We start from the raw sequence: 23,390 nt of genomic DNA, 5'->3' as shown, positions 1-23,390 counted from the left end.
CGCTCTTCGCTCGGCCCTGCGCAAAAAAACAAGTTTTTTGCTGGGTCTGGCCTGCGGCCACTGCTGCACATCGCTAGGCCAGGCGGGCTGCGCCCGCCTTGGTCTGCCGCTTTACGGCACTGCTCCACATCGGTTACTCCCTTCGGTCGTCGAACTGCGCCCTAAAGGGCTTGTTGTGGCCAGGCGGGCTGCGCCCGCCTTCTGGACCTAAAATTGCGTTTTTTTGCCAAAACCTTTATCTATGAATCATTATGCTTTTTTTCTTCTCGCCTTCTTTTCTTTAGGCCTTTTTAGTTGCTCGGACCAATTGGCCAAAAGCTATACGGTAGCCGAATTACTAGATAATCAGCAGAATCATTTGCAGTTGCCCCTAGAGCAAAACCCCGATCTGCTTTTGCTTTGCCAAGAACTAGACGAAACGGATATTCCAGGCATTAAAAACCGTTTAGAGCGGCCGGGCATTCAGGAGCTAGAGGCCAGTTTTGCCCTTTATTTTTTGGGCCAAAAATATTTTCAGCAAGATTCTTTTGAGCAAGGACTTGCTATTATGGAAAAAGTGGCCGAAAATTACCTCAATCCCTTGGCTTTCACTCGTCTTATGCTGCTGCATAAAACAGACCCTAGCCGTTTTGCCCAATTGCCTGCCGGCCAGGGCCAGGGATTCCAGCCCGATATGGCCAAGGCCCATTATTATTTACATGCCGCCCTCAATTCGGCCATCTTCATGATGGAGCGCTTTAATGACCGTGGGCCAGTAGATGATGTCAATCGCTACGCCCAGGGCTTTATCCAAATTTTGGAAGAAGGCGATAGCAGCCAGCTCCGTGGCCTAGACCTAGAAGCAGCGGAGGCCAAAATGAAAGCCGAACTCCCTCAATTAGAAGCTAAATTTGAGGTCCTCTACCCTGCTCCCCCCGCCAGCTAACTGCGGCCTTGGCCGCAGCTTTGTCGAGCCGGCCTAGCGATGTGGCGGGGTGGCCCAAAGGGCCAGACCGAGGAGCAAAGCGACGAAGGGCCGAGCGAATAGCGAGCCCCAGAACGTAGCGCCTGCCGAAGGCAGGAGGCCCCTAAAAAAAATCATTAGAAAAACAGAATCGTGAAATACAACAAAACCACCTTAAAAAAATTGGAAGAGCTGCTCAAGGCGGCGGATTATCGGATTCGCTATGAAAAGGGCCAGTTTCAGTCGGGCTATTGCCTGGTTAAGCAGCAGCGGCAAATTGTGATGAATAAATTTTACACCACCGAGGCCCGCATTCAGTCTTTGCTTGATATTTTGGCCCAAGTTGGCTTGTCTGAAGAGATAGATCTTTCGGAAAATTTGCAAAAATTTTGGACCGAGTTGCTGCCCATTTTAGCGCAGCAAAGAGAACAAATAGAGGCCACAGAAAAGCAGGAGGAAGCCCCCAGCGAAGTAGGCTAAATAGCGCATTTTGAGGCTGGGCGCCTCTGTTTTTGGCAGGCTGAAAGCAAGGCGGCTATTGGCCCAGGCAAAAAATGGGGTACTGAGAAAAGAAAGGGCCGTGGCAATAAAAATGAGCTGGCCCATAGCCTGCAAAAAGGCAAAAATGATGAGCAAAGCGCCTCCAATCAAAATGCCTATCCAGAGCCCCTGCCGATGCCAAAAAGGCTGCTTTGGGAAGGCCAAATTCATCGCTTGGGCCATGGTTCGGCTCAGGGCATCTAGGCAGGTAATTAGGGTGCTAAACATGCAAATAAAGGCGGCCCAGCTGACCCAAAGGGCGGCCCAAGGGCCCAGCGCGGCCTCATAAACCTTGAGCAATTGTTGGGCAAAGGCGACCGCCTTTTGGGGAAAATCGCTACCGCCCAGCAAAATGGCGCCCAAAGCCATAAAACAGATGGCTAAAAACACACTCACTCCATAGCCTAATTGGAAATCAAACTGGGCCTCTTTCCAGCCAAAATCGGCTTGATTTTTCTTCTTTTCTAGGGTCCAGATAGACTGCCAGACCGACAGATCTAGGGGGGCGGGCATCCAGCCCACAAAAGCAATAATAAAGGCCAAATGGCCTGCTTCTAGAGAGAAAAACGGGGTATAATCTATCTCGGGCAAAGGTCGAAAAAGCAGGCGAATCAGGGCCAAAAGCGTTAGCATAGAGAGCGAAAAGACCATATACTTCATCAATTGGTCTAGCAGTTTATATCGGCCCAACAAAAGAACGGCTGCGGCAAAAAGCAAGAGGCCCGCCGACATATAAAGCGGTTGATTGAGGCCAAAAATGGGGCCTGCCAAGGCGGCAGAGACAAAACTGACCGCTGCTTGCACGCTAAACATGGTCCCTAGGGTTAGGCCAATAAAAAGCAAAAGCACCCATTGGCCCAGCTCTTGGTAGCCTTGCAAAAGGGTTTTTCCTGTTTTTTGGGCATAGCGCAGGGCAAATTCAAAGAAGGGATACTTGGCCAAATTGGCCAGAAAGAGCAGCCAAAGCAGCCCAAAGCCATATTGCCCCCCAGCTTGAGTAGAAAGGACCAAATGCGAAACGCCGATGGCTGCAGCGGCAAAGAGTAAACCGGGGCCCAGCCGCCCCCAAGCTTTGGATAGATTTTGCATAAAATAGCGCGGAATATCAAAATAAAAGGGGAAGATACTTATTTTTGACTGATTCGGGCAAGCCTTTTACTCGCTAGACCAATGCAAGACCTCAAAGAATTTCGCCGCTACTACAACAATCATCTGCATGCTGATTTGCAAGCATTTGAGCGGCAGCGTTGGGCCCTTATCATTAGCATTGGGCTGGCTATATTGATCGCTTTGGGCTTAGTCCTGGCGGTTTTGGCCTTTGAGCTCTTCCCCATTATTTTCCTGCTCATTTTGCCCTATTGGTTTATTTACAACTTTTTTCTGCGTTGGATAGAGCGTTTCAAGGCCCGTTTTAAGCCCTTGGTGGTGCAATCTATTTTGCAATTTATAGACCCTCGTTTGCGCTACTATCATAAGGATTTTATACCCAAGGATAGTTTTAATCGGGCGCATATCTTCCCCTTCAATCCTCATATTTATAGCGGCGAGGATTATATTATGGGCAAAATTGGGGAAGTTTATTTTGAGATGTGCGAGCTCAAGGTCATGCATACTTCAGATGTGACGGACCGTTTAGAGACCTGGCTCAATGGGGTCTTTTTTCACACCAAATTCAACTTTCGGGCAGAGGGGCAGATGGTCATTATTCCGAGAGTGCAGGCCCAAAAATTCATTCGGACCTTCAAGCGGCTCACCCGTTATGGCGGCTATGAGCTCAAGGATACGGGCAACCCTCGTTTTGATGAGGATTTCCTGGTCTATATTGATCGAAAAATGAAGTATGAGGATATTTTGACGCCCGAGTTGCTCAACACCCTCAATAGCTATCATGAGCGTTCTGGCCAAGAGATTTATGCCTCTTTTATGGGCAGTCATTTTTATTTGGCCGTGGCCGAGCCCTATGAACTACTCGATGCGCATCTGTTTAGCACCAATGTCGATTTTGAGCTAATTTCGGCCTATTATGAAGAGCTATTTGTCTTCACCCAATTGGTAGAAGATTTTGATTTGCGGCACTAATTTTAGTTTGGGGCTGCCCACTCGCTGCGCTCGGGTCGGGCTCTGTCGTGGCTCGCAGGTCTGCTCGGCCCTGCGGGGCTTTCGCTTCGCTTCAGCCCCTTGGTCTGCGGCTTCGCCGCCCCACTTTCCATCCCTCAGCCGATGCAGGCTAAAGCCTGCAAAGCGGTAGGCTTCGCCTCTTTTCATTTGGCGGCTTTGCCGCCTAGATGGAGCAAAAAAGCGCCTTTCTTAAAGAAGAAAGGCGCTTTTTTTTTTGAGTTATTGGGCCAATTATTTTTTGGCACCTCCCCCACCGAAGAGGTCTACATTAGGTTGGTTTTCGCCAACTTGGTAAGGATTAGCTCCACGGAGAGCGGGTTTATTATCGCAGGTTTCATTAAGGAAAATAAACTCATTCACGGCGGGTTCTTCTCCTTCTTCTAGGCGGTTTCGCTTATACAATTTAGACAACTTAATGCCATAAAGCTGAGAAATGGTATACATACTTTCGCCCTCATTTACTTTATGAGGTCCTTTCTCATCTTCTACCATATTGCCCTTTGCTTCTAGATAAATATAGCAATTGGGGGGCAAGTTATCTTCCTCTCCCATAGAGAGGTCATTATAGCGGCGCAGGCTCTTGAGCTCTAATTGATGTTCTTGAGCAATATCCTCTAGGGTCATGCCTTCGCGCAAGGTAGTTGCTCGGCGGCTATTTTTGTAGAAAATTCCTTTTTGGTTATGATGTTGGGTCGGGAAAATCACCAACTGTTTTTTCAGACCTGTTTCGGGATCAAAATAATCGCGGAAGGGGTCTAGGGTAAGCATTTGGCGTTGGATACTGCTCACCGTATTCAGTTCGATTTGCAATTCCTCAATCACCTCTTTTTGCTCCTCTAGGGCGGCACCTACATAGTTAATTTTACCATTTAGGCGGTCGTCGCGCTTAGCCATTTGGCCAATTTGGCGATTCATTTCTTTTAGTTGGACCTGTAGTTCTATTTGATGAGCCAAAGCTTGTTGCAAGCTATTTTCTAGGCGTTCTACACGATTTCGGACCGTAGAGAGGTCTTCCCCCATATCGAGGTTAGGATCCGCACGATAAGCGTTTAGATCTGTATTAGAGGGCAATTGGTACTGTGTAGAAACTCTATCATATTTAGCTAAATCAAATTTCTCAATCACATCAATTAGCTTATTGGCATAATTGACATCTGTGGCATAATTGGCTTCTTTTAGGCCCTTGGCCCAAAAGCGGTAATCCATATTTCTGGCGGCAAAAAGCGTTCGATATGGTTTGCGAGAATAGAGAAAGTTAGTGTGGTCCTTATAAGAGTCCTCAACAGATTCGTAGGCACGGAAACAGGCCATTTCGGTTCTTTGGGTACCGTAGGCTGTTTGTTCTTGCGTATTTTTATAATAAGTAATGCCCGACCAATCTTTACCGCATTTGATTCCAAAGTGGTTATTGGCTTGGCGAGCGAGTTCGCTGCGGCCATAATTTGATTCCAGCATCCCTTGGGCCAAAGTAATACTAGCAGGAATACCACTGCGGTTCATTTCCTCAATGGCAATAGCTAAATAGCTGCGGATATAGGCTTGGGCTTTCAAGTTTTCCTCCTCTTGTTGCTCTAGGCAAAAAGGAGGGTCACTACTCTCTGCGGCAGAGAGTTGTGGGGCAGCACAAAGCAAGCCTAAACCAAGTAATAAGGGTCTGAAAATCATATGCAAAACTTTGAGAAAGGGCCTAATTTATAAACGATTAGGCTACTTTCTAGCGTTAGAGAGTAGGTCAATCACTAAAGAGTGAGTGCGATCTTGCGGTTTGAGGTAGTTGATTTTTCTGTCTGGACCTCGTAAAAGTAGCATTTTTTTGCTGCTTCTTAAAAATATAGTTAGTTTAATTTTAGTCACTTAGCTTTGGTAAAGGGGATTTTCCGCTTCAAATTTTTTTGTTAAATTTGGTATAAGCTTTGCCCAATGGGGGGCACACTATAAAACTTTTCGATTATGCAGTACATCCAAATTATCTTTTTCTTTTTTGTAGTCCAGCTGGCACTACAAGCCCAAACTGCAGAACAACTTGAATTTAAGATCAATCCGACTCAAAAAACCATTGAGGCGGTAGACAAAGGGAGTAAGCAAGCCTTAAATGATCAATTGGAGCTTGTTTCTGCCCAGATTGATATTTTTGATGCTAGTGGGGAGTATGCGGGTTCTATTGAGGTCAAGAGCTGGAATATTCCAGTAGATGAATTTGCACCCAATGAGCAGCTCAAGATTAGCCAGGCCAAAATAAAAGTAAAAGCTTCTGGCGAAACTCTAGCGATTAGTAATGCACCTTTAAGTAGATAAGGCATTTAGTATAAATAAGTAACAACAAAAATGCGCTATATGGTATGTATAGCGCATTTTTTTGTCTATTTGGGGGGCTCCTCCTCTTGGCCCGCAGGGCCAAAACGGCCCAGCGCTGCGCAGCCGTGGCGCGAAGCGCCAGACCCAGGAGCGAAGCGACGCAGGGCCGAGCAGACCTGCGAGCGGCGCAGCATAGCGGCGGCCGACCTAGGCGGAGCCTAGCCGGCCGCGGGCCCCAAAATCAATACATAAAGGCATAAAAAAAGCCCCTATCAGAGATAGCGGCTTTCTTCATTATATATTCGGCTAGTGACTAGCGGTTGAACATATTTTCTTTGCTCTTGGGAGTGGGAGCAGCTTGTTGCTTCACTTCACCATAAATTTTTAGGCGAGTCGTGCTTTCATTTTTGGCGTTGGTCGTCAAGGTTACATATTTGGTAAAGGCACCTTGGCGGTTCGTGTCATACTTGACCTTAATCTCTGCGCTTTCGCCGGGCATGATGGGCTCTTTGGGATAGGTAGGCACCGTACAGCCGCAGCTTCCTTTGGCTTTGCTAATAATCAAGGGCGCATCGCCAGAGTTAGTAAATTTGAATAGGCGGACACCATTAGCCCCTTTCTCGATGCTGCCATAATTAACTTCTTTGGTCTCGAAATCAATGTTTTGTGCAAAAGAGCTACTGGCAAATAGAGCAACAAAGGCGAGACAAGCGAATAAGGTTTTCATATAATTCTCGATTTTAATTTAAGATGAGCAGAATGTTCAATACAATAGTAGGCTTTTTTTGGCAATTCTAGAAATCTGACTAACTAAAAGTTTAGTTAATGATTTAGAAAAGTAGAATAGCCATTGATTTCTAGGGGTTCCAACTGCCGTGCCAAAGCCTTTTTTTTTGTAAACTCATTATTAAACTTCTTGTTTGTATAAGCGAAAAACTGGGGGGAATAGCTGCCTGCCTCCTTTTTTTTGTATTTTAAGGCCCAAACAACATCTTAACACAGCGGTCCTATTGCCTAGCTATTCAAGGCTTTAGGATGTCACAAAACGAGCAAAAAAATGCGGCAAAACTGCTGGCTTTAGCTGCTTGATTTTAGCATATTAAATAGACAACTATATATGAGTGAAGTTCATTTGAAAACACCCCCTAGTAAGGAGTTTCTGCAAGAGGCCTTGCAAGATTTCCGACTGGCTTGCATGAGCCGCGAAGCCAGCCTTAACGGCCGCCGCGAAGTGCTGTCTGGTAAGGCTAAATTTGGTATTTTTGGTGCGGGCAAGGAGCTGGCCCAGTTGGCCATGGCCCGAGTTTTCCAGCAGGGAGACTTTCGTTCGGGTTATTACCGAGACCAAACCTTTGTATTAGCGACGGGTTTAGCAACGGTAGAGCAGCTTTATGCGCAGCTCTATGCTGATCCGGAGAATGATCCTTTTTCTGCTGGTCGACAAATGAACTCGCATTTTGCTTCTCCATTAATTAATGCGCAGGGCGAATGGCTCAATCATACCACACTCAAAAATATTAGTGCTGATATTTCGCCTACTGGCGGCCAAATGGCTAGAGCCTTGGGCTTGGCCTTGGCCTCTAAGAAATATCGGGAATGCGCCGATCAGATTGGCGATTTGGCCAATAATTTCTCGGTCAATGGAAATGAGGTCAGCTTTTGTACTATTGGCGATGCCTCTACCTCTGAAGGTGTTTTTTGGGAAACCCTAAATGCGGCTGGCGTGCAGCAGCTTCCCTTAGCTGTTTTTGTTTGGGATGATGGCTATGGTATTTCGGTGCCTAGAGAGTACCAAACGACCAAAGGCAGCATTTCTGAGGCGCTCAAGGGCTTCCATCCCACAGAAGAGGGCCAAAATGGCGTTCGCATTGTAAAAGTAAAGGGCTGGGATTATTTAGGTATGCGCCAAGCTTTTGCCGAAGCAATTGCCCTTTGCCGTGAGGCCCATAGTCCCTGCCTGATCCATGTAGAGGAATGTACGCAGCCCCAAGGGCACTCGACTTCGGGCTCTCATGAGCGCTATAAGGATGAAAATCGCCTCAATTGGGAAAAAGAGCAGGATGGTATCGAGAAACTACAGGCTTGGTTGATCGAGATGGGTGTAGCCACAGAAGAAGAACTCAAAGCAATTCGCAAGGAGATCAAAAAGGAAGTGAAAGCCGCTATTCGAAAGGCTTGGAGCAACTTTAATGATCCTATTCAGCAAGAACTTAAGCAGACCCAAGAACTGCTGCGCCAAGCCGCCGCTTCTTCTGGCCAAAAAGCCCAAATAGAGGCCCTAGCGACTGCTTTGGGCTCGGCCTATAATCCCGTTCGCAAAGATATGTTGCAGGCTATGCGCAAGGCGCTCCGCCTCATGCGTGGCGAGCAATCTGCTGCAAAAAATAGCTTAGCTCAGGCTTTGGAGGAAAAAATGGCCCTGCAAAACGAACGCTATGCCTCTAAGCTCTATAGTGAAGGTCCAAAATCAGCCCTCAAGCAAGCTGGCGTTCCCGCTCAATATGCCGAGGATGCCGAGCTCAAAAGTGGCTATGAAATCCTCAATGCCTGCTTTGATTTGCATCTCCAAAATAATCCTCAATTCTTTGCTTTTGGCGAGGATGTGGGCCAAATTGGCGATGTGAACCAAGGTTTCATGAATATGCAGGAGAAGTATGGAGAAGCCCGTGTTTTTGATACGGGAATCCGTGAATGGACCATTATCGGCCAAGCTATCGGTATGGCCATGCGCGGCCTTCGCCCCTTAGCCGAAATCCAATATCTCGATTACCTCATTTATGCTATTTCGGCCCTTTCCGATGATTTGGCCACCCTGCAATATCGCTCCAATGGCCAGCAAAAAGCCCCCGCTATTATCCGTACTCGTGGCCACCGCCTAGAGGGAATCTGGCACTCGGGCTCTCCCATTGGTCTTTTGCTCAATAGCCTCAGAGGAATCTATATTCTTACGCCCCGCAATATGACGCAGGCCGCAGGTTTCTACAATACAATGCTCGATAGCGATGATCCCTGCCTAATGATCGAATGCCTTAATGGCTACCGCCTCAAGGAGAAAATGCCGAGCAATTTGGCCGAATTTAAACTGCCTTTGGGCGTTCCTGAGGTCCTTGAAGAAGGCCAAGATGTTACGCTGCTTACCTATGGTTCATCGGTCCGCATTGCCCAAGAAGCTATAGAGGAGCTCAAAGAAATGGGCATTTCTGTAGAGTTAATCGATGCCCAAACCTTACTGCCTTTCGATATCAACCATATGGTTGCCGAATCGGTAAAGAAAACGAACCGCCTGGTCATTCTAGACGAAGACCTTCCCGGCGGCGCTTCTGCTTATTTGTTGCAGCAACTTATGGTGGAGCAAAAAGCATATTATCATCTCGACTCAGAGCCCCTGACCATTAGTGCCAAGGCGGTCCGTCCAGGCTATGGCTCCGATGCCGATTATAGCATTAAACCCTCTGCAGATGATGTGGTAGAGCAAATTTATGCCCTCATGCGCGAGGCTCGTCCCACAGACTTCCCACCTATTTACTAGGATAAAATACTTTAGGGCAAACAAATTCAGGAAGAGCGATAATAGGTCGTTCTTCCTGTTTTTATTTTGGGGCTGCCCCGCCCTGCGGGCGGGTCGGGCTGTGCCGCAGCTCGCAGGTCTGCTCGGCCCTGCAGGCTTTTTCGCTTCGCTTCAAAAGCCTTGGGTCTGGCCTTCGGCCACTGCTATCCATCCCTCAGCCGAGGCGCTGCGCGCCTTTGCGGCGGCTTCGCCGCCTGTCAAGCGCATAAAAAAAGGTCCACTCCTAAAAGAAGTGGACCCTTATATGGCGTCAAGTAGTCAGGATATTGCCTACTTTTCTTTTACGATCATATCGTCATAAATACGGAGACCCGTACCTGCAGGAATGCGTTTACCGACAATTACGTTCTCTTTCAAGCCCATGAGGTTATCGCTAGAAGCCGAAATAGCCGCCGTGCTCAACACCTTAGTGGTTTCTTGGAAAGATGCAGCTGAAATCCAGCTGTCGGTACCCAAAGAAGATTTAGTAATCCCCTGCAATACAGGCTTAGAAGTCGCTGCAATAGAAGGACGAGCCGACATGATTTTCTTGTCGTCACGACGCAGGGCCGAGTTTTCTTCTCGCAATTGGCGCTCAGTAATGAACTGCCCAGCGAAATACTTGCTAGACTCTCCAGCATCTTCAATCAACAACTTATCATAGATACGGTCATTCTCTTCGAGGAAGTCAAATTTATTGACCGCCTCTTTTTCCAAGAACTTAGTATCTCCAGCATCCATAATTTGGACCTTACGCATCATTTGGCGAACGATTACCTCAATATGCTTATCGTTAATCGTAATACCCTGCGCACGATATACCTCTTGGATACCATTGAGCACGTACTGTTGTACCGCTCCAGTTCCCATAATAGAGAGAATATCTTGTGGAGATGTAGCTCCGTTAGAGAGTTGCGTACCTGCACGAACAAAGTCACCTTCTTGTACAAGGATATGCTTAGATAGACCAATGAGGTAGCGACGTTTCTGACCATCCTTGGCCTCTACAATCACCTCACGGTTACCCCGCTTGATTCGTCCGTAGCTGACAATACCATCAATCTCGGCAACAACAGCAGGATTAGAAGGACGACGAGCCTCGAAAAGCTCTGTTACACGAGGGAGACCCCCGGTAATATCCTGAATCTTATCCATTGTACGAGGAATCTTCACTAGGGTGGTACCCTTGGTCACTTCCTGCTCGTCATTTACACTAATGTAAGCGCCCACAGGAATAGAGTAAGCACGAAGCACCTCGCCTTTGTTGTCTACTACCTTGATAGTAGGTACTTGTTTTTTATTCTTAGACTCTACAACTACCTTTTGCTCGAAACCAGTTTGTTCGTCACGCTCAATGCGGTAAGTAAAGCCTTCCTCAATGTTTTCAAATTCTAGTGTACCGTCAAATTCGGTAATAATTGAGGCGTTATAGGCATCCCATTCAGAGATTTTATCTCCTTTCTTGATTTCTTGGCCATCCTTCACAAAGAGAGAAGAACCATACATCAAGTGGGCGGTAGAAAGTACGCGGTTCGTCTTATCGTCAATGATACGAAGTTCACCAGTACGAGAAATTACGATATCGCGTTTTTCATCCTTCTCCTTATCGTAAAGTTCAACGGTGGTTACAGAGTCAAACTCTAGGCGACCGTCAAATTTAGAGCGGAGTTCAGATTCTTCTGCAGTATATGAAGCCACACCCCCTACGTGGAAGGTACGCAGTGTGAGCTGAGTACCAGGTTCACCAATAGACTGGGCGGCAATAATACCCACGGCATCTCCTTGCTCAGAAGCGCGGCCTGTGGCGGTATTTTTACCGTAGCACATAGCGCAACAACCTCGGCGAGCTTCGCAGGTGAGTACCGAGCGAACTTCTACAGTTTCTACTTCTGCTTCTTCAATTTCCAGAGCCAATTCAGGAGTAATTACCTCTTCAGCCGAAGCGATCAACTCTTCTGTTTCGGGGTGGAAAATATCATAAAGTGGGAAGCGGCCTTCAATGCGCTCAGAGAGTGGTTGAACGATTTTATCGTTTTCTACCAAAGCGCTCACTTCAACACCGCGGAGTGTTCCACAGTCATAGATATTAACGACAACATCTTGGGCCACATCAACCAAACGACGAGTCAAGTAACCCGCATCCGCTGTTTTAAGGGCCGTATCCGCCAAACCTTTACGGGCACCGTGGGTAGAGATAAAGTACTCTAGTACCGATAGTCCCGCTACGAAGTTTGAAAGAATGGGGTTTTCGATAATCGCTCCTCCAGTATCACCAGATTTACGAGGCTTGGCCATTAGACCACGAAGACCACAAAGCTGCTTAATCTGTTGTTTAGAACCACGAGCTCCAGAATCAAGCATCATGTATACTGAGTTAAACCCTTGCTTGTGTTCTGCCATCTCCTTCATCAAAGTGTTGGTGATGTAGTTATCCGCCTGGGTCCATTCATCAATGATCTGGTTATAGCGCTCGTTGTTGGTGATCAATCCCATGTTGTAGTTATCCCAAATGCCATCTACTACTTCATGAGCAGCTTGTAGGCGTTCGGCACGAACAGTAGGCGTGATCAAATCGGGGAGGTTAAAAGACAAACCACCACGATAAGCCCAATAGAATCCCATATCCTTAATATCATCCAAGAACTTGGCGGCCGTAGGCACATCCGTTCTTTTCAAAATACCTGCAATTACGCGCTTAAGGTTCTTCTTAGAGAGGAGCTCATCCATATAAGGCAAGCTCTTGGGACGCACTTGGTTAAAGAGAACACGACCTGTTGTGGTTTCTGTAAGACGGATAACCAAGTTACCGTTTTCATCCTCTACAGGAACACGAACTTTAATGATCGCATGTAGGTCCAAACGACCTTCATTGTAAGCAATAATCACCTCTTCTGGAGAATAGAACCGGCGGCCCTCCCCTTTTACGGGGTTTTCGGGAATATGCTTACGTTCTTTAGTAATATAATAGAGGCCCAAAACCATATCCTGAGAAGGTAGCGTAATCGGCGTACCGTTCTGAGGGTTGAGCATATTGTGTGCAGAAAGCATCAAAATTTGGGCTTCCAAAATGGCTTGATTGCTCAAAGGTACGTGTACCGCCATTTGGTCACCATCAAAATCCGCGTTAAATGCCGAACAAACGAGGGGGTGAAGCTGAATCGCTTTACCTTCAATAAGGGTAGGCTGGAACGACTGGATAGACAAACGGTGAAGTGTAGGAGCCCGGTTGAGGAGAACAGGATGCCCTTTGAGCACATTCTCCAAAATATCCCAAATGATAGGATCTTTACGATCAACCAGTTTCTTAGCTGATTTTACCGTTTTGACGATACCTCGCTCAATCAATTTGCGAATGACAAAAGGCTTGAAGAGCTCGGCGGCCATGTTTTTAGGCAAACCACACTCATGCAATTTGAGGGTAGGTCCTACTACAATAACCGAACGACCCGAGTAGTCAACACGCTTACCCAAAAGGTTCTGACGGAAACGTCCTTGCTTACCTTTGAGTACATCACTCAAAGACTTGAGGGCGCGACCACCTTCTGCCTTAACAGCATTAGACTTACGAGAGTTATCGAATAGTGAATCCACGGCCTCTTGCAACATCCGCTTTTCGTTGCGGAGAATTACCTCAGGCGCCTTGATTTCAAGTAGACGCTTTAGGCGGTTGTTACGAATGATCACACGACGATAAAGGTCATTGAGATCTGAAGAGGCAAAACGGCCACCATCTAGGGGAACTAGGGGGCGGAGTTCTGGTGGAATAACAGGCAGATAGTCAATGACCATCCACTCTGGTTTGTTTTCAATATTTTTTTGGCCCTCACGGAAAGCCTCTACCACGCGAAGACGCTTAAGCGCTTCTGATTTACGTTGCTGAGAGTTTTCTGTGGCGGCTTTATGGCGAAGATCATAAGACAATTTCTCTAGATCTACACGAGAAAGAAGGTGGCGAACCCCTTCTGCACCCATTTTAGCGATGAACTTATTGGGATCATCATCGGGCAACATTTGGTTTTCGCGAGGAAGTGATTCGAGAATATCTAGATACTCTTCTTCAGTAAGAAGATCTCTTTGTTCACTACCTGTAATTCCTCTTTCGGCTACGGCACCGGGCTGGATCACCACATAGCGCTCATAGTAAATAATAGACTCTAGTTTCTTAGAAGAGAAACCGAGTAGGTAACCAATTTTATTGGGCAAAGACTTAAAGTACCAGATGTGTACCACAGGAACCACTAGGCGGATATGGCCCATGCGTTCGCGGCGCACCTTCTTTTCGGTCACTTCAACTCCACAGCGGTCACAAACGATCCCCTTATAGCGGATGCGTTTATATTTTCCACAAAAACATTCATAATCCTTGACTGGGCCAAAGATACGTTCGCAGAAAAGGCCATCGCGCTCGGGTTTATACGAGCGGTAGTTGATGGTTTCTGGCTTGAGGACTTCCCCGTAAGAGCGCTCCAAGATCAAATCTGGAGAGGCCAAACTGAGCGTGATGCTATCGAAGTCGTTTTTAATTTTGTTGGTACTATTTTTCTTAAATGGCATAAGAAGACAAATTTAGGCTGGCTGGGGGCCAGCAAGAGGCATTTAATAGGATAGGCTTTTATATTCTTTTGGGGCCTCCGCAGCGGCTACGCCTTGCGGCGCTATGTTGCGGGGCTCGCAGGTCTGCTCGGCCCTGCGCCGCCTTTGGCGGCTGGGTCTGGCCTTCGGCCACCCCTTCACAGCGCTAGGCCAAGGGGCGTTTGGCCCATTAGCTAGCTCTTGGCGAGAACAGTTGCAATTAAAAGAAGACAAAAGCAAGGCTCTGCTTTTTATGAGGAGGCCGAGCGAGGCGCAGCCGAGCTGGGCCGTTGTTTGGCCCTGGCCTAGCGATGCGCAGCAGTGCCGCGAAGCGGCAGACCGAGGCCGCAGGCCGAAGGGCCGAGCGAACAGCGAGCTGCAGAGCGTAGCGCCTGCCCGTCTTGGCCAGAGGCCAAGTTGGGCAGGAGGCCCCAAATAAAAAGCAGAGTGAACAAAAAGGAAGGCTTAGTCAAACTTGACTTCTAGGGCCAAACCTCTAAGTTCGTGTACCAGTACATTGAATGATTCCGGAATACCGGGAGTAGGTAAGTTATCGCCTTTAACGATCGTTTCGTAAGCTTTGGCGCGTCCGATAATATCGTCAGATTTGATGGTCAAGATTTCTTGTAGGATATGCGAGGCGCCGAATGCTTCTAGGGCCCAAACCTCCATTTCACCAAAACGCTGACCACCAAACTGGGCTTTACCACCGAGGGGCTGCTGCGTAATGAGTGAGTAAGGACCGATAGAACGGGCGTGCATCTTATCGTCTACCATGTGAGAGAGTTTCAACATGTAGATCACCCCGACAGTTGCTTTTTGGTGGAAGCGGTCGCCAGTTTCTCCGTCATAGAGATAAGTTTCGCCATAGCTAGGCAAGCCAGCTTTTTGTACGTATTCCTCAATTTGGTGCACCTTGGCCTCATCGAATACGGGAGTAGCGAAAGTCATATTGAGTTTTTCGCCCGCCCAACCCAGAACAGTTTCAAAGATCTGTCCGAGGTTCATACGAGAGGGTACCCCTAGAGGGTTAAGGACGATGTCCATGGGTGTTCCATCTTCGAGGAAAGGCATATCTTCATCGCGAACGATACGGGCCACAATACCTTTATTACCGTGACGACCGGCCAACTTATCCCCTACTTTCAGCTTACGCTTTTTGGCCATATATACTTTGGCCAATTTGAGGACACCGGCGGGTAGTTCGTCACCGATATTGATCGCAAACTTCTTACGCTTATACACACTAATCTTCTTATTGAGCTTAATGGTATAATTGTGCAAGAGGGTGCGGACCTGTTTGTTTACGGTATCGTCTTCTGTCCAGTTCGAGTAATCTACGGCGCTATAATCGATATCCTTAAGCGCTCTTTGTGTAAAGGGTGCACCTTGGGGGATAAGCAATTCGGCATAGATACTACGAACGCCGGCAGAATTTTGGCCTTCGAGGACCTGCATCAACTTCTCGACGAGAACTTGAGTATGCTCTTTAATCTCTTGGCTATGCTCCTGCTCTAATTTATCGAGCATTTGCTTGTCTTTAGCCTTTTGGACCTTATCCTTTTTGGCGCGGACAAAAAGGCGAGAGCCAATGATCACCCCTTTAGCAGAGGGAGACATTTTGAGAGAAGCATCTTTTACATCTCCGGCCTTGTCGCCAAAAATTGCGCGGAGCAACTTTTCTTCTGGGGTGGGGTCAGATTCGCCTTTGGGCGTAATTTTACCGATAATAATATCGCCATCGCGGACCCATGCGCCGGTGCGCACGATACCGTTTTCATCCAAGTCTTTAGTGGCCTCTTCAGAAACGTTGGGAATATCATTGGTAAACTCTTCTTCACCTAATTTAGTATCGCGGACATCTAGTTCGAACTCCTCGATATGAAGAGAAGTAAAGATATCTTCACGGACTACACGTTGAGAAAGCACGATTGCATCCTCAAAGTTGTATCCTTTCCAGGGCATAAAGGCCACCTTAAGGTTTTGACCGAGGGCGAGTTCGCCATTATCGGTAGCATAACCTTCGCAGAGGATTTTGCCTTTATGGACCTTTTCGCCTTTGCGGACGATAGGTTTGATATTGATACAAGTACTTTGGTTAGTTCTGCGGAACTTCACCAAGTTATAGGTTGTCAAATCGTCATCGAAAGAAGTGAGGCGTTGCTCATCGGTTCTATCGTATCGGATAACGATTTTGCGAGCATCTACATATTCGACCACACCAGATCCTTCTGCATTGATCAGCATACGAGAATCTTGGGCTACTTTAGCTTCTAGGCCGGTACCCACGGTAGGGGCAGAAGGGCGAAGAAGGGGTACAGCTTGGCGCTGCATGTTAGAGCCCATGAGTGCACGGTTTGCATCATCATGAGAGAGGAAAGGAATCATAGAGGCAGAGACCCCTACAATTTGGTTAGGAGCGATATCGATGAATTCGATTTCGTCGTCAGAAGGATCGAGAACGGGGAAGTCGCCATGGTTACGGCACTTCACGCGATCGGTATCGAAAACGCCTTTTTTGCTGAGGGTGGTATTAGCCTGAGCGATCGTTTTAAAATCCTCTTCTTCTGCGGAGAGATAGACGGGATCATTTTTGAGATCGACCTTACCTCCTTTAGTTACGCTACGGTAGGGGGTTTCGATAAAGCCCATTTTATTAATCTTAGCGTGCACACAGAGTGTAGAGATAAGACCAATATTGGGACCTTCAGGAGTTTCGATAGTACAAAGGCGGCCATAGTGAGAATAGTGAACGTCACGAACCTCAAAGCCTGCTCTTTCTCTAGAGAGACCACCTGGACCGAGAGCAGAAATTCTACGTTTGTGTGTAATTTCTGAGAGCGGGTTAGTTTGGTCGAGGAACTGAGAAAGTTGGCTAGTACCAAAGAAAGAGTTGATCACAGAAGAGAGTGTTCTTGTGTTGATGAGGTCTACGGGAGTAAACACTTCATTATCGCGAACATTCATTCTTTCGCGGATCGTGCGGGCCATACGGGCTAGGCCTACGCCAAACTGGGCATAGAGTTGTTCGCCAACGGTACGGACACGGCGGTTGCTGAGGTGGTCGATATCATCGATCTCAGCTTTTTGGTTAATCAATTTGACTAGATACTTAACGATAGCGATAATATCCTCTTTAGTAAGGACAGAAGTATCGTTACTTTCGTCGAGATCTAGTTTGCGGTTAATTTTATATCGGCCAACTTCACCGAGGCTATAGCGCTTATCGGAGAAGAAGAGTTTATCGATAATACCGCGAGCGGTTTCGTCATCGGGTGGATCAGATCCACGCAATTGGCGATAGATATGTTGAACGGCTTCGATTTCAGAGTTAGAAGTATCCTTTTGGAGGGTATTGTAGATGATGCTATAATCATCTTCTACATTTTCTCTTTGGAGGATCACCTTATCTACTCCGATATCGATCACCTCTTGAATATTATCTTCATCAAGGATTACGTCACGTTCGAGGATCACCTCATTACGTTCGATAGACACCACCTCACCGGTATCCTCATCGACAAAGTCCTCTACCCAAGAGCGGAGAACGCGGGCGGCGAGTTTACGGCCTAGGTGTTGTTCAAGGGCTTCCTGCGTAGCTTCCACTTCATCGGCGAGGCCAAATAGGCCAAGGATATCGCGGTATCCGATGGCACGGAGGAGCGTAGTAACGGGAAACTTCTTTTTGCGGTCGATGTAGGCATACATCACCGAGTTAATATCGGTAGCAAACTCCATCCAAGCTCCTTTGAAAGGGATAACACGGGCAGAGTAGATTTTTGTACCGTTGGGGTGGCGGCTTTGGCCAAAAAATACACCGGGAGAGCGGTGCAGTTGAGAAACGATTACACGTTCGGCGCCATTGATTACGAATGTACCTTTAGGCGTCATATAAGGGATATTGCCTAAGAATACATCTTGTACAGTTTGCTCAAAGTCGACATGTTCTTCATCATTACAAGACAGGCGAAGTTTTGCTTTGAGTGGGACGCTATAGGTAAGCCCTCTCTCCATACATTCATCGATAGTATAGCGAGGAGGGTCGATAAAATAGTTAAGGAATTCCAGGACAAAGATGTTGCGGGCATCAGTGATTGGAAAATTTTCTTGGAACACCTGATAGAGTCCCTCGTTGAAGCGACTTTCAAGGGTGGTCTCTAACTGAAAAAACTCCTCAAAAGACTTAACTTGAATTTCGAGAAAATCCGGATAGTGGTTATCGTGTTGGATTTTACCGAAACTAAAGCGTTCTGGTCTTTTGGGAGTAAGAGTTGTACTTTTTGCCATTTAGCCTTTTAAATTTAGGTCGACTACTTATTGTCTGATTGTGAGCAAAGTAGCAAGATTTATAGAAGGTAGTATAATAGCTGAATAGGCTTAGTTACAGCAAGCTGTAACTAAGCCTTAGATATAGATACGAGCGCATGCTAATTATGCGAACGCAGTATGTACTTACTTCACTTCTACTTCAGCACCGGCGCCTTCTAGTTCAGCCTTAATTTGCTCAGCTTCTTCTTTAGAAACTTTTTCTTTGACAGGAGCGGGAGCGCTGTCAACCATAGCTTTAGCTTCTTTTAGGCCTACACCGAGAAGAGTTTTAACAGCCTTAACTACTTGTAGTTTAGCTGCACCAGCAGACTTAAGGATTACGTCAAATTCAGTTTGCTCAGCAGCAGCAGCGTCGCCACCAGCAGCGGGGCCAGCAACAGCAACAGCGGCAGCAGCGGGTTCGATACCATACTCATCCTTAAGGATGTCAGCCAAGTCTTTTACTTCTTTAACGGTTAGGTTAACTAGTTGTTCTGCTAGTTGATTTAGATCAGCCATTTTATTAGCTTTTAGAGATTGTTGTTAAAAGGAATGTTGGATATATGGGTGATGTTGGTGGAAGCCAAAATCTTTAGGCAGACTCACGCTCTTCGAGCGCTTTGAGGAGTCCTGTGATGGTATTGCCTCCAGATTGGAGGGCGCCCATAACATTTTTGATAGGAGATTCGAGTAGACCGATGATCTCGCCAAGAAGTTCTTCCTTAGATTTGATCTGAGTGAGAGCTTCTACTTGATCGTCTCCGATATATACTGAAGAGTCGATAAAAGCGGCTTTAAGTAGCGGCTTATTATTCTCTTTGCGGAACTCTTTGATGAGTTTAGCGGGAACGTTTCCAGTCTCAGTAAACATCACAGCAGAGAAGCCTTTTAGGGCTGAATAGATCTCTGTGTAGTTTTCTTCATTGGCGTCGGCGGCACGTTCGAGGGCTTTACGAATGAGGGTATTTTTGACTACCTTCATTTGGATGCCGCTTTCGAAGCACTTACGACGGAGCTGATTTGTTTTTTCAACAGTTAGCTCTGAAGTATCTGTGATATAGAAATACTTAGAATCTTGGAATTGGCTAGCTAGCTCTTCGATCACCGCAGTTTTCTGTTCGCGTGTCATTATATTGCTATTTTAAAGACCTTACCAATAGTTGAATTTAAATTATCGAGCCGACTTGGGGTCGATTTTGATACCGGGGCTCATAGTAGAGGCCACAGTAATGCTTTTGAAGTAAGTTCCTTTCGCAGAAGAGGGCTTCATACGAGAAAGAGTTTCGATTACTTCCTGAGCATTTTCTACAAGTTGATTGGGTTGGAACTGTACGCGTCCTACAGAAGTATGAACGATACCGTACTTATCTACCCGGAAGGAGGTCTTTCCTTTTTTAATTTCGCGAACAGCATCACCAACATTGGGTGTTACAGTTCCTGTTTTAGGGTTAGGCATGAGGCCACGGGGACCTAGAACACGACCTAAACGACCTACTTGAGCCATTACACTAGGCATTGCCACTACTACATCAACATCGGTCCAACCTTCTTGGATCTTAGTGATGTATTCCTGTAAACCAGCGTAGTCTGCGCCCGCCTCTTTAGCCTCCTGTTCTTTATCAGGTGTACAGAAAACAAGAACCTTCTTTTCTTTACCTGTACCGTTAGGGAGAGAGATGGTACCTCGTAGATTCTGATCAGCTTTACGGGGGTCTACCCCTAGTCTGATGTGCAAATCTACAGAAGCATTAAACTTCGCATAGTTCACTTCTTGGAGAAGTGTCATTGCTTCCTCTAGTGTGTACAATTTCTCGGCATCAACTTTTTTAAGCGCTTCGGCTTTTTTCTTACTCAATCGAGCCATTTGATAAATTGTGTTTGAATAGTTATCTCTATTTAGAGGTTCAAATAGAGACTTAAATAATTTTGTTTACTGCTTACGCCTGAGCCTCTTCCCAGGGTGCGGTGCCTTCTACTGTAAGACCCATAGAGCGAGCAGTACCTGCGACCATGCGCATGCCTGATTCTACTGTGAAGCAGTTAAGGTCAGCCATTTTGTCTTCTGCGATTGCGCGGACTTGGTCCCATGTTACAGATCCAACTTTCACCAAGTTGGGCTGTGAAGAACCGGGCTTACCCTTAAGGCCAGCGGCCTCTTTTAGCTGAACAGCAGCAGGGGCTGTTTTAATTACAAATGTAAAGGACTTGTCTTTGAAGACTGTGATAATCACAGGACAAACTTGGCCCATTTTATCTTGGGTTTCTGCATTAAAACGTTTGCAGAATTCCATGATGTTCACCCCTTTGGCACCTAGAGCGGGACCTACGGGAGGAGCTGGGTTGGCTTGTCCGCCTTTCACCTGCAATTTAATGAGGGTTTCGACTTCTTTCGCCATTATTAAGATTGTTTTTCAACTTGCATAAAATTCAATTCGACTTCTGTTCCTCGGCCAAAGACTTTGATAATTAGCTTTAGCTTTTTCTTCTCTTCATTTACCTCTTGGATAGTTCCGATAAAGTTTTGGAAGGGGCCTTCAATCACCTTGACATCCTCTCCAACAATAAATGGATCGGCTAGTGATTCGCCTTCTTCCTCTGAAGAGTCAACCTGAGAAAGCATTCGTTTTACTTCATGCTCTTTCATGGGCTCTGGATTATCGCGGCCCAAAAAATGAATAACATCCTTGCTATTAGCAATAGCTTGGATGATTTCAATAGTAAAACGATGTGGATCCGCTTCTACCATAATGTAACCTGGCGTAAGCGTACGCTCTTGGATTACCTTTTTTCCGTTGCGGATCTTATAAATTTTTTCAGTGGGAACAATGATGTGGGGAACGATCTCCCTCCAGTTAGAACGTTCAATATGCGCATCTAGGCGCTCTTTGATTTTTCGTTCTTTATTTGAAATTACTCTAAGGCAATACCAATTTGTAGACATGACAGCTTTAATTCTCTTGATTTGTAGTCGTAGCGTTTCCTAAGGAGAAATCTAAGCTTAGCCACCGAGGCTATAGAAGACTTCCAGAACAAAAACTACAAGTTTGTCCATACCATATAATAGCAATGCCAAAAGAATGGAGGCAACAATTACTACCACAGTGGTTTGCTCTAACTCGTTCCATGCGGGCCAAGTCACCTTATGCTTCAGCTCATTGTAACTGTCGCGGAAATATTGTACGATATCATTCATTTTGCCTCCTGTTTAAGGATTTTGCACGGGCGGAGGGACTCGAACCCCCAACCTGCGGTTTTGGAGACCGCTGCTCTACCAATTGAGCCACACCCGTGTATAAAAGTTGGGTGCTAAGAAAGCACCCAACTCTGTATATTCAAAGTAAGAATTTCTTACTCGATGATTTCAGTTACCTGACCAGCTCCTACGGTACGTCCACCTTCGCGGATAGCGAAACGAAGACCTTTTTCCATAGCGATGGGGGCAATCAACTCAACAGTTAGTGTCAAGTTATCACCAGGCATTACCATTTCTACGTTCTCGGGAAGAGAGATAGATCCAGTAACATCAGTGGTACGGAAGTAGAACTGAGGGCGGTATCCATTGAAGAAAGGCTTGTGACGTCCACCTTCGTCCTTAGATAGTACGTATACTTCGCACTTGAACTTAGTGTGAGGAGTTACAGAACCAGGCTTACAGATAACCATACCACGCTTAAGCGCTTTCTTATCTACACCACGGAGAAGGATACCAGCGTTGTCACCAGCTTCACCACGATCTAGAATTTTACGGAACATCTCTACTCCAGTTACAGTAGAAGTCAATTTCTCTTCTTGTAGACCGATGATCTCTACAGCTTCACCAACGTTTACTACACCGCGCTCAATACGACCAGTAGCAACAGTACCGCGACCTGTGATAGAGAATACATCCTCGATAGGCATCAAGAAAGGCTTATCTACAGCACGCTCGGGCTCAGGAATCTCAGCATCAACAGCAGCCATCAAAGATTCGATAGCAGCAACGCCTTCAGCATCACCTTCTAGAGCTTTCAAAGCAGAACCTTGAATAACAGAAATGTTGTCGCCATCAAACTCATAAGAGCTCAACAATTCGCGAACTTCCATCTCTACCAATTCTAGCATTTCTTCATCGTCAACAAGGTCAACCTTGTTCATGAAAACTACAATCTGAGGTACACCTACCTGACGAGCCAACAAGATGTGCTCGCGAGTTTGAGGCATAGGACCATCAGTAGCAGCTACTACTAGAATAGCACCGTCCATCTGGGCAGCACCAGTAACCATGTTTTTCACATAGTCGGCGTGACCGGGACAGTCTACGTGAGCGTAGTGACGGTTGTCTGTTTCATACTCTACGTGAGCAGTGTTAATAGTAATACCACGCTCTTTTTCCTCAGGAGCTGAGTCAATAGAAGAGTAGTCTTTCTTTTCTGCAGTACCTTTGTCAGACAAAACAGTGGTAATTGCAGCAGTAAGAGTAGTTTTACCGTGATCCACGTGCCCGATAGTACCAATATTCACGTGGGGCTTGGTGCGCTGAAACGTATCCTTAGCCATTGTTTAAATAGGTGTTAAATGATTTTATAAATATATAACTTACTCGTAAACTCGGCTATGCTAAACTAATTGCAACTAACCGCGTTACTTACACAAGACTGGAGCCAACGATGAGATTTGAACTCACGACCTCTTCCTTACCAAGGAAGTGCTCTACCCCTGAGCTACGTTGGCTTGTCATAAAAAAGACAAAAAGGGAACTAACTCCCTTTTCGTCTGTAGAGCGGGAGACGAGACTCGAACCCGCGACCGTTAGCTTGGAAGGCTAATGCTCTACCAACTGAGCTACTCCCGCTTGATACTGTGTAATCATTAAAATCTGTGGGGATGGAGGGACTCGAACCCCCTCAGCTATAAGCAACAGATTTACAGTCTGCCCCGACTCTCCAACTTCGGCGCATCCCCAAACATCTTGAAAAGAAAGTGGAGCCGGCAGAGGGATTCGAACCCACGACCCCGAGATTACAAATCACGTGCTCTGGCCAACTGAGCTATGCCGGCTTCTTTTCGAGATGCAAATATAAGTTAAAA

At 46.5% G+C, this 23,390-nt stretch carries 17 protein-coding genes and 5 tRNA genes; 5 read left to right on the top strand and 17 right to left on the bottom strand.

Annotation, left to right across the window (positions count from 1 at the left end):
* Nucleotides 1-241 precede the first annotated feature (241 nt).
* Together OP864_RS09230 and OP864_RS09225 are read left to right on the top strand one after the other, a co-directional pair.
* Nucleotides 242-925 (top strand): hypothetical protein, encoded by a 684-nt coding sequence (locus tag OP864_RS09230; RefSeq protein WP_270097916.1) that lies wholly within the window; start codon nt 242-244, stop codon nt 923-925.
* Between the two features lie 171 nt (nt 926-1,096).
* Nucleotides 1,097-1,423: a hypothetical protein gene (locus tag OP864_RS09225; protein WP_270097915.1), complete on the top strand. Its 327-nt coding sequence runs from the start codon at nt 1,097-1,099 to the stop codon at nt 1,421-1,423.
* Here OP864_RS09225 and OP864_RS09220 read toward each other — a convergent pair.
* Complete coding sequence (locus OP864_RS09220; RefSeq protein ID WP_270097913.1) at nt 1,355-2,572, bottom strand: NRAMP family divalent metal transporter; 1,218 nt, start codon at nt 2,570-2,572, stop codon at nt 1,355-1,357. The two genes, OP864_RS09225 and OP864_RS09220, sit on opposite strands and share 69 nt — an antisense overlap.
* An 81-nt stretch (nt 2,573-2,653) precedes the next feature.
* Here OP864_RS09220 and OP864_RS09215 point away from each other — a divergent pair, with 81 nt between their 5' ends.
* Nucleotides 2,654-3,562, top strand: coding sequence for a DUF3137 domain-containing protein (locus tag OP864_RS09215; protein ID WP_270097912.1), 909 nt, complete (start codon nt 2,654-2,656; stop codon nt 3,560-3,562).
* 270 nt (nt 3,563-3,832) lie between these two features.
* Here the strand turns inward: OP864_RS09215 and OP864_RS09210 are convergent, their stop codons facing one another.
* Nucleotides 3,833-5,266, bottom strand: coding sequence for a glucosaminidase domain-containing protein (locus tag OP864_RS09210; protein ID WP_270097911.1), 1,434 nt, complete (start codon nt 5,264-5,266; stop codon nt 3,833-3,835).
* A 285-nt stretch (nt 5,267-5,551) separates the two neighbouring features.
* On the opposite strand from OP864_RS09210, the gene OP864_RS09205 reads away from it, so the two are divergent.
* A complete protein-coding gene (locus OP864_RS09205; RefSeq protein WP_015692660.1) occupies nt 5,552-5,896 on the top strand; it encodes a hypothetical protein in 345 nt (114 codons plus the stop codon).
* Nucleotides 5,897-6,209: 313 nt separating this feature from the next.
* Here the strand turns inward: OP864_RS09205 and OP864_RS09200 are convergent, their stop codons facing one another.
* Nucleotides 6,210-6,623 (bottom strand): DUF1573 domain-containing protein, encoded by a 414-nt coding sequence (locus OP864_RS09200; RefSeq protein ID WP_270097910.1) that lies wholly within the window; start codon nt 6,621-6,623, stop codon nt 6,210-6,212.
* Nucleotides 6,624-7,013: 390 nt separating this feature from the next.
* On the opposite strand from OP864_RS09200, the gene OP864_RS09195 reads away from it, so the two are divergent.
* Nucleotides 7,014-9,425: a thiamine pyrophosphate-dependent enzyme gene (locus tag OP864_RS09195; protein ID WP_270097909.1), complete on the top strand. Its 2,412-nt coding sequence runs from the start codon at nt 7,014-7,016 to the stop codon at nt 9,423-9,425.
* A 309-nt stretch (nt 9,426-9,734) separates the two neighbouring features.
* Here the strand turns inward: OP864_RS09195 and rpoC are convergent, their stop codons facing one another.
* The 14 genes from rpoC to OP864_RS09125 form a co-directional block, all read right to left on the bottom strand.
* Complete coding sequence (gene rpoC / locus OP864_RS09190) at nt 9,735-13,997, bottom strand: DNA-directed RNA polymerase subunit beta' (RefSeq protein ID WP_270097908.1); 4,263 nt, start codon at nt 13,995-13,997, stop codon at nt 9,735-9,737.
* A 483-nt stretch (nt 13,998-14,480) separates the two neighbouring features.
* Complete coding sequence (gene rpoB, locus OP864_RS09185; RefSeq protein WP_270097907.1) at nt 14,481-18,302, bottom strand: DNA-directed RNA polymerase subunit beta; 3,822 nt, start codon at nt 18,300-18,302, stop codon at nt 14,481-14,483.
* Between the two features lie 165 nt (nt 18,303-18,467).
* The gene (gene rplL, locus OP864_RS09180) at nt 18,468-18,842 is read right to left on the bottom strand and encodes a 50S ribosomal protein L7/L12 (protein WP_015692653.1); all 375 of its coding nucleotides are present in this window, start codon (nt 18,840-18,842) and stop codon (nt 18,468-18,470) included.
* Between the two features lie 73 nt (nt 18,843-18,915).
* Nucleotides 18,916-19,452 carry a 50S ribosomal protein L10 gene (gene rplJ / locus OP864_RS09175; RefSeq protein ID WP_270097906.1) on the bottom strand — a complete coding sequence of 179 codons (537 nt, stop codon included), beginning with the start codon at nt 19,450-19,452 and terminating at the stop codon, nt 18,916-18,918.
* A 42-nt stretch (nt 19,453-19,494) separates the two neighbouring features.
* A complete protein-coding gene (rplA, locus tag OP864_RS09170) occupies nt 19,495-20,187 on the bottom strand; it encodes a 50S ribosomal protein L1 (RefSeq protein WP_270097905.1) in 693 nt (230 codons plus the stop codon).
* A 73-nt stretch (nt 20,188-20,260) separates the two neighbouring features.
* Nucleotides 20,261-20,719 (bottom strand): 50S ribosomal protein L11, encoded by a 459-nt coding sequence (rplK, locus tag OP864_RS09165; RefSeq protein ID WP_015692650.1) that lies wholly within the window; start codon nt 20,717-20,719, stop codon nt 20,261-20,263.
* A gap of 2 nt (nt 20,720-20,721) precedes the next feature.
* The gene (gene nusG, locus OP864_RS09160; RefSeq protein ID WP_015692649.1) at nt 20,722-21,264 is read right to left on the bottom strand and encodes a transcription termination/antitermination protein NusG; all 543 of its coding nucleotides are present in this window, start codon (nt 21,262-21,264) and stop codon (nt 20,722-20,724) included.
* A 57-nt stretch (nt 21,265-21,321) separates the two neighbouring features.
* Nucleotides 21,322-21,516 carry a preprotein translocase subunit SecE gene (gene secE, locus OP864_RS09155; RefSeq protein ID WP_015692648.1) on the bottom strand — a complete coding sequence of 65 codons (195 nt, stop codon included), beginning with the start codon at nt 21,514-21,516 and terminating at the stop codon, nt 21,322-21,324.
* Nucleotides 21,517-21,540: 24 nt separating this feature from the next.
* Nucleotides 21,541-21,613 (bottom strand) — tRNA-Trp (locus OP864_RS09150).
* A gap of 58 nt (nt 21,614-21,671) precedes the next feature.
* On the bottom strand, nt 21,672-22,859 hold the full coding sequence (gene tuf / locus OP864_RS09145; protein ID WP_015692647.1) for an elongation factor Tu: 1,188 nt from the start codon (nt 22,857-22,859) through the stop codon (nt 21,672-21,674).
* Between the two features lie 99 nt (nt 22,860-22,958).
* A tRNA-Thr gene (locus OP864_RS09140) sits at nt 22,959-23,033 on the bottom strand.
* Nucleotides 23,034-23,081: 48 nt separating this feature from the next.
* Nucleotides 23,082-23,154: transfer RNA gene (locus tag OP864_RS09135), tRNA-Gly, on the bottom strand.
* 27 nt (nt 23,155-23,181) lie between these two features.
* Nucleotides 23,182-23,264 (bottom strand) — tRNA-Tyr (locus OP864_RS09130).
* Between the two features lie 19 nt (nt 23,265-23,283).
* Nucleotides 23,284-23,360 (bottom strand) — tRNA-Thr (locus OP864_RS09125).
* Nucleotides 23,361-23,390 lie beyond the last annotated feature (30 nt).

Source organism: Saprospira grandis, from assembly GCF_027594745.1.
GTDB lineage: Bacteria > Bacteroidota > Bacteroidia > Chitinophagales > Saprospiraceae > Saprospira > Saprospira grandis.
Note: the sequence above shows the minus strand (reverse complement) of the source record. Positions and strands in the feature narration are given on the sequence as shown.

Bases quoted from the DNA above. Each gene is read 5' to 3' on its own strand.
- OP864_RS09230 (WP_270097916.1), top strand. From the start codon at position 242: ATGAATCATTATGCTTTTTTTCTTCTCGCCTTCTTTTCTTTAGGCCTT.
- OP864_RS09220 (WP_270097913.1), bottom strand. From the start codon at position 2,572: ATGCAAAATCTATCCAAAGCTTGGGGGCGGCTGGGCCCCGGTTTACTC.
- OP864_RS09215 (WP_270097912.1), top strand. From the start codon at position 2,654: ATGCAAGACCTCAAAGAATTTCGCCGCTACTACAACAATCATCTGCAT.
- OP864_RS09210 (WP_270097911.1), bottom strand. From the start codon at position 5,266: ATGATTTTCAGACCCTTATTACTTGGTTTAGGCTTGCTTTGTGCTGCC.
- OP864_RS09205 (WP_015692660.1), top strand. From the start codon at position 5,552: ATGCAGTACATCCAAATTATCTTTTTCTTTTTTGTAGTCCAGCTGGCA.
- OP864_RS09200 (WP_270097910.1), bottom strand. From the start codon at position 6,623: ATGAAAACCTTATTCGCTTGTCTCGCCTTTGTTGCTCTATTTGCCAGT.
- OP864_RS09195 (WP_270097909.1), top strand. From the start codon at position 7,014: ATGAGTGAAGTTCATTTGAAAACACCCCCTAGTAAGGAGTTTCTGCAA.
- rpoC (WP_270097908.1), bottom strand. From the start codon at position 13,997: ATGCCATTTAAGAAAAATAGTACCAACAAAATTAAAAACGACTTCGAT.
- rpoB (WP_270097907.1), bottom strand. From the start codon at position 18,302: ATGGCAAAAAGTACAACTCTTACTCCCAAAAGACCAGAACGCTTTAGT.
- rplL (WP_015692653.1), bottom strand. From the start codon at position 18,842: ATGGCTGATCTAAATCAACTAGCAGAACAACTAGTTAACCTAACCGTT.
- rplJ (WP_270097906.1), bottom strand. From the start codon at position 19,452: ATGACACGCGAACAGAAAACTGCGGTGATCGAAGAGCTAGCTAGCCAA.
- rplA (WP_270097905.1), bottom strand. From the start codon at position 20,187: ATGGCTCGATTGAGTAAGAAAAAAGCCGAAGCGCTTAAAAAAGTTGAT.
- rplK (WP_015692650.1), bottom strand. From the start codon at position 20,719: ATGGCGAAAGAAGTCGAAACCCTCATTAAATTGCAGGTGAAAGGCGGA.
- nusG (WP_015692649.1), bottom strand. From the start codon at position 21,264: ATGTCTACAAATTGGTATTGCCTTAGAGTAATTTCAAATAAAGAACGA.
- secE (WP_015692648.1), bottom strand. From the start codon at position 21,516: ATGAATGATATCGTACAATATTTCCGCGACAGTTACAATGAGCTGAAG.
- tuf (WP_015692647.1), bottom strand. From the start codon at position 22,859: ATGGCTAAGGATACGTTTCAGCGCACCAAGCCCCACGTGAATATTGGT.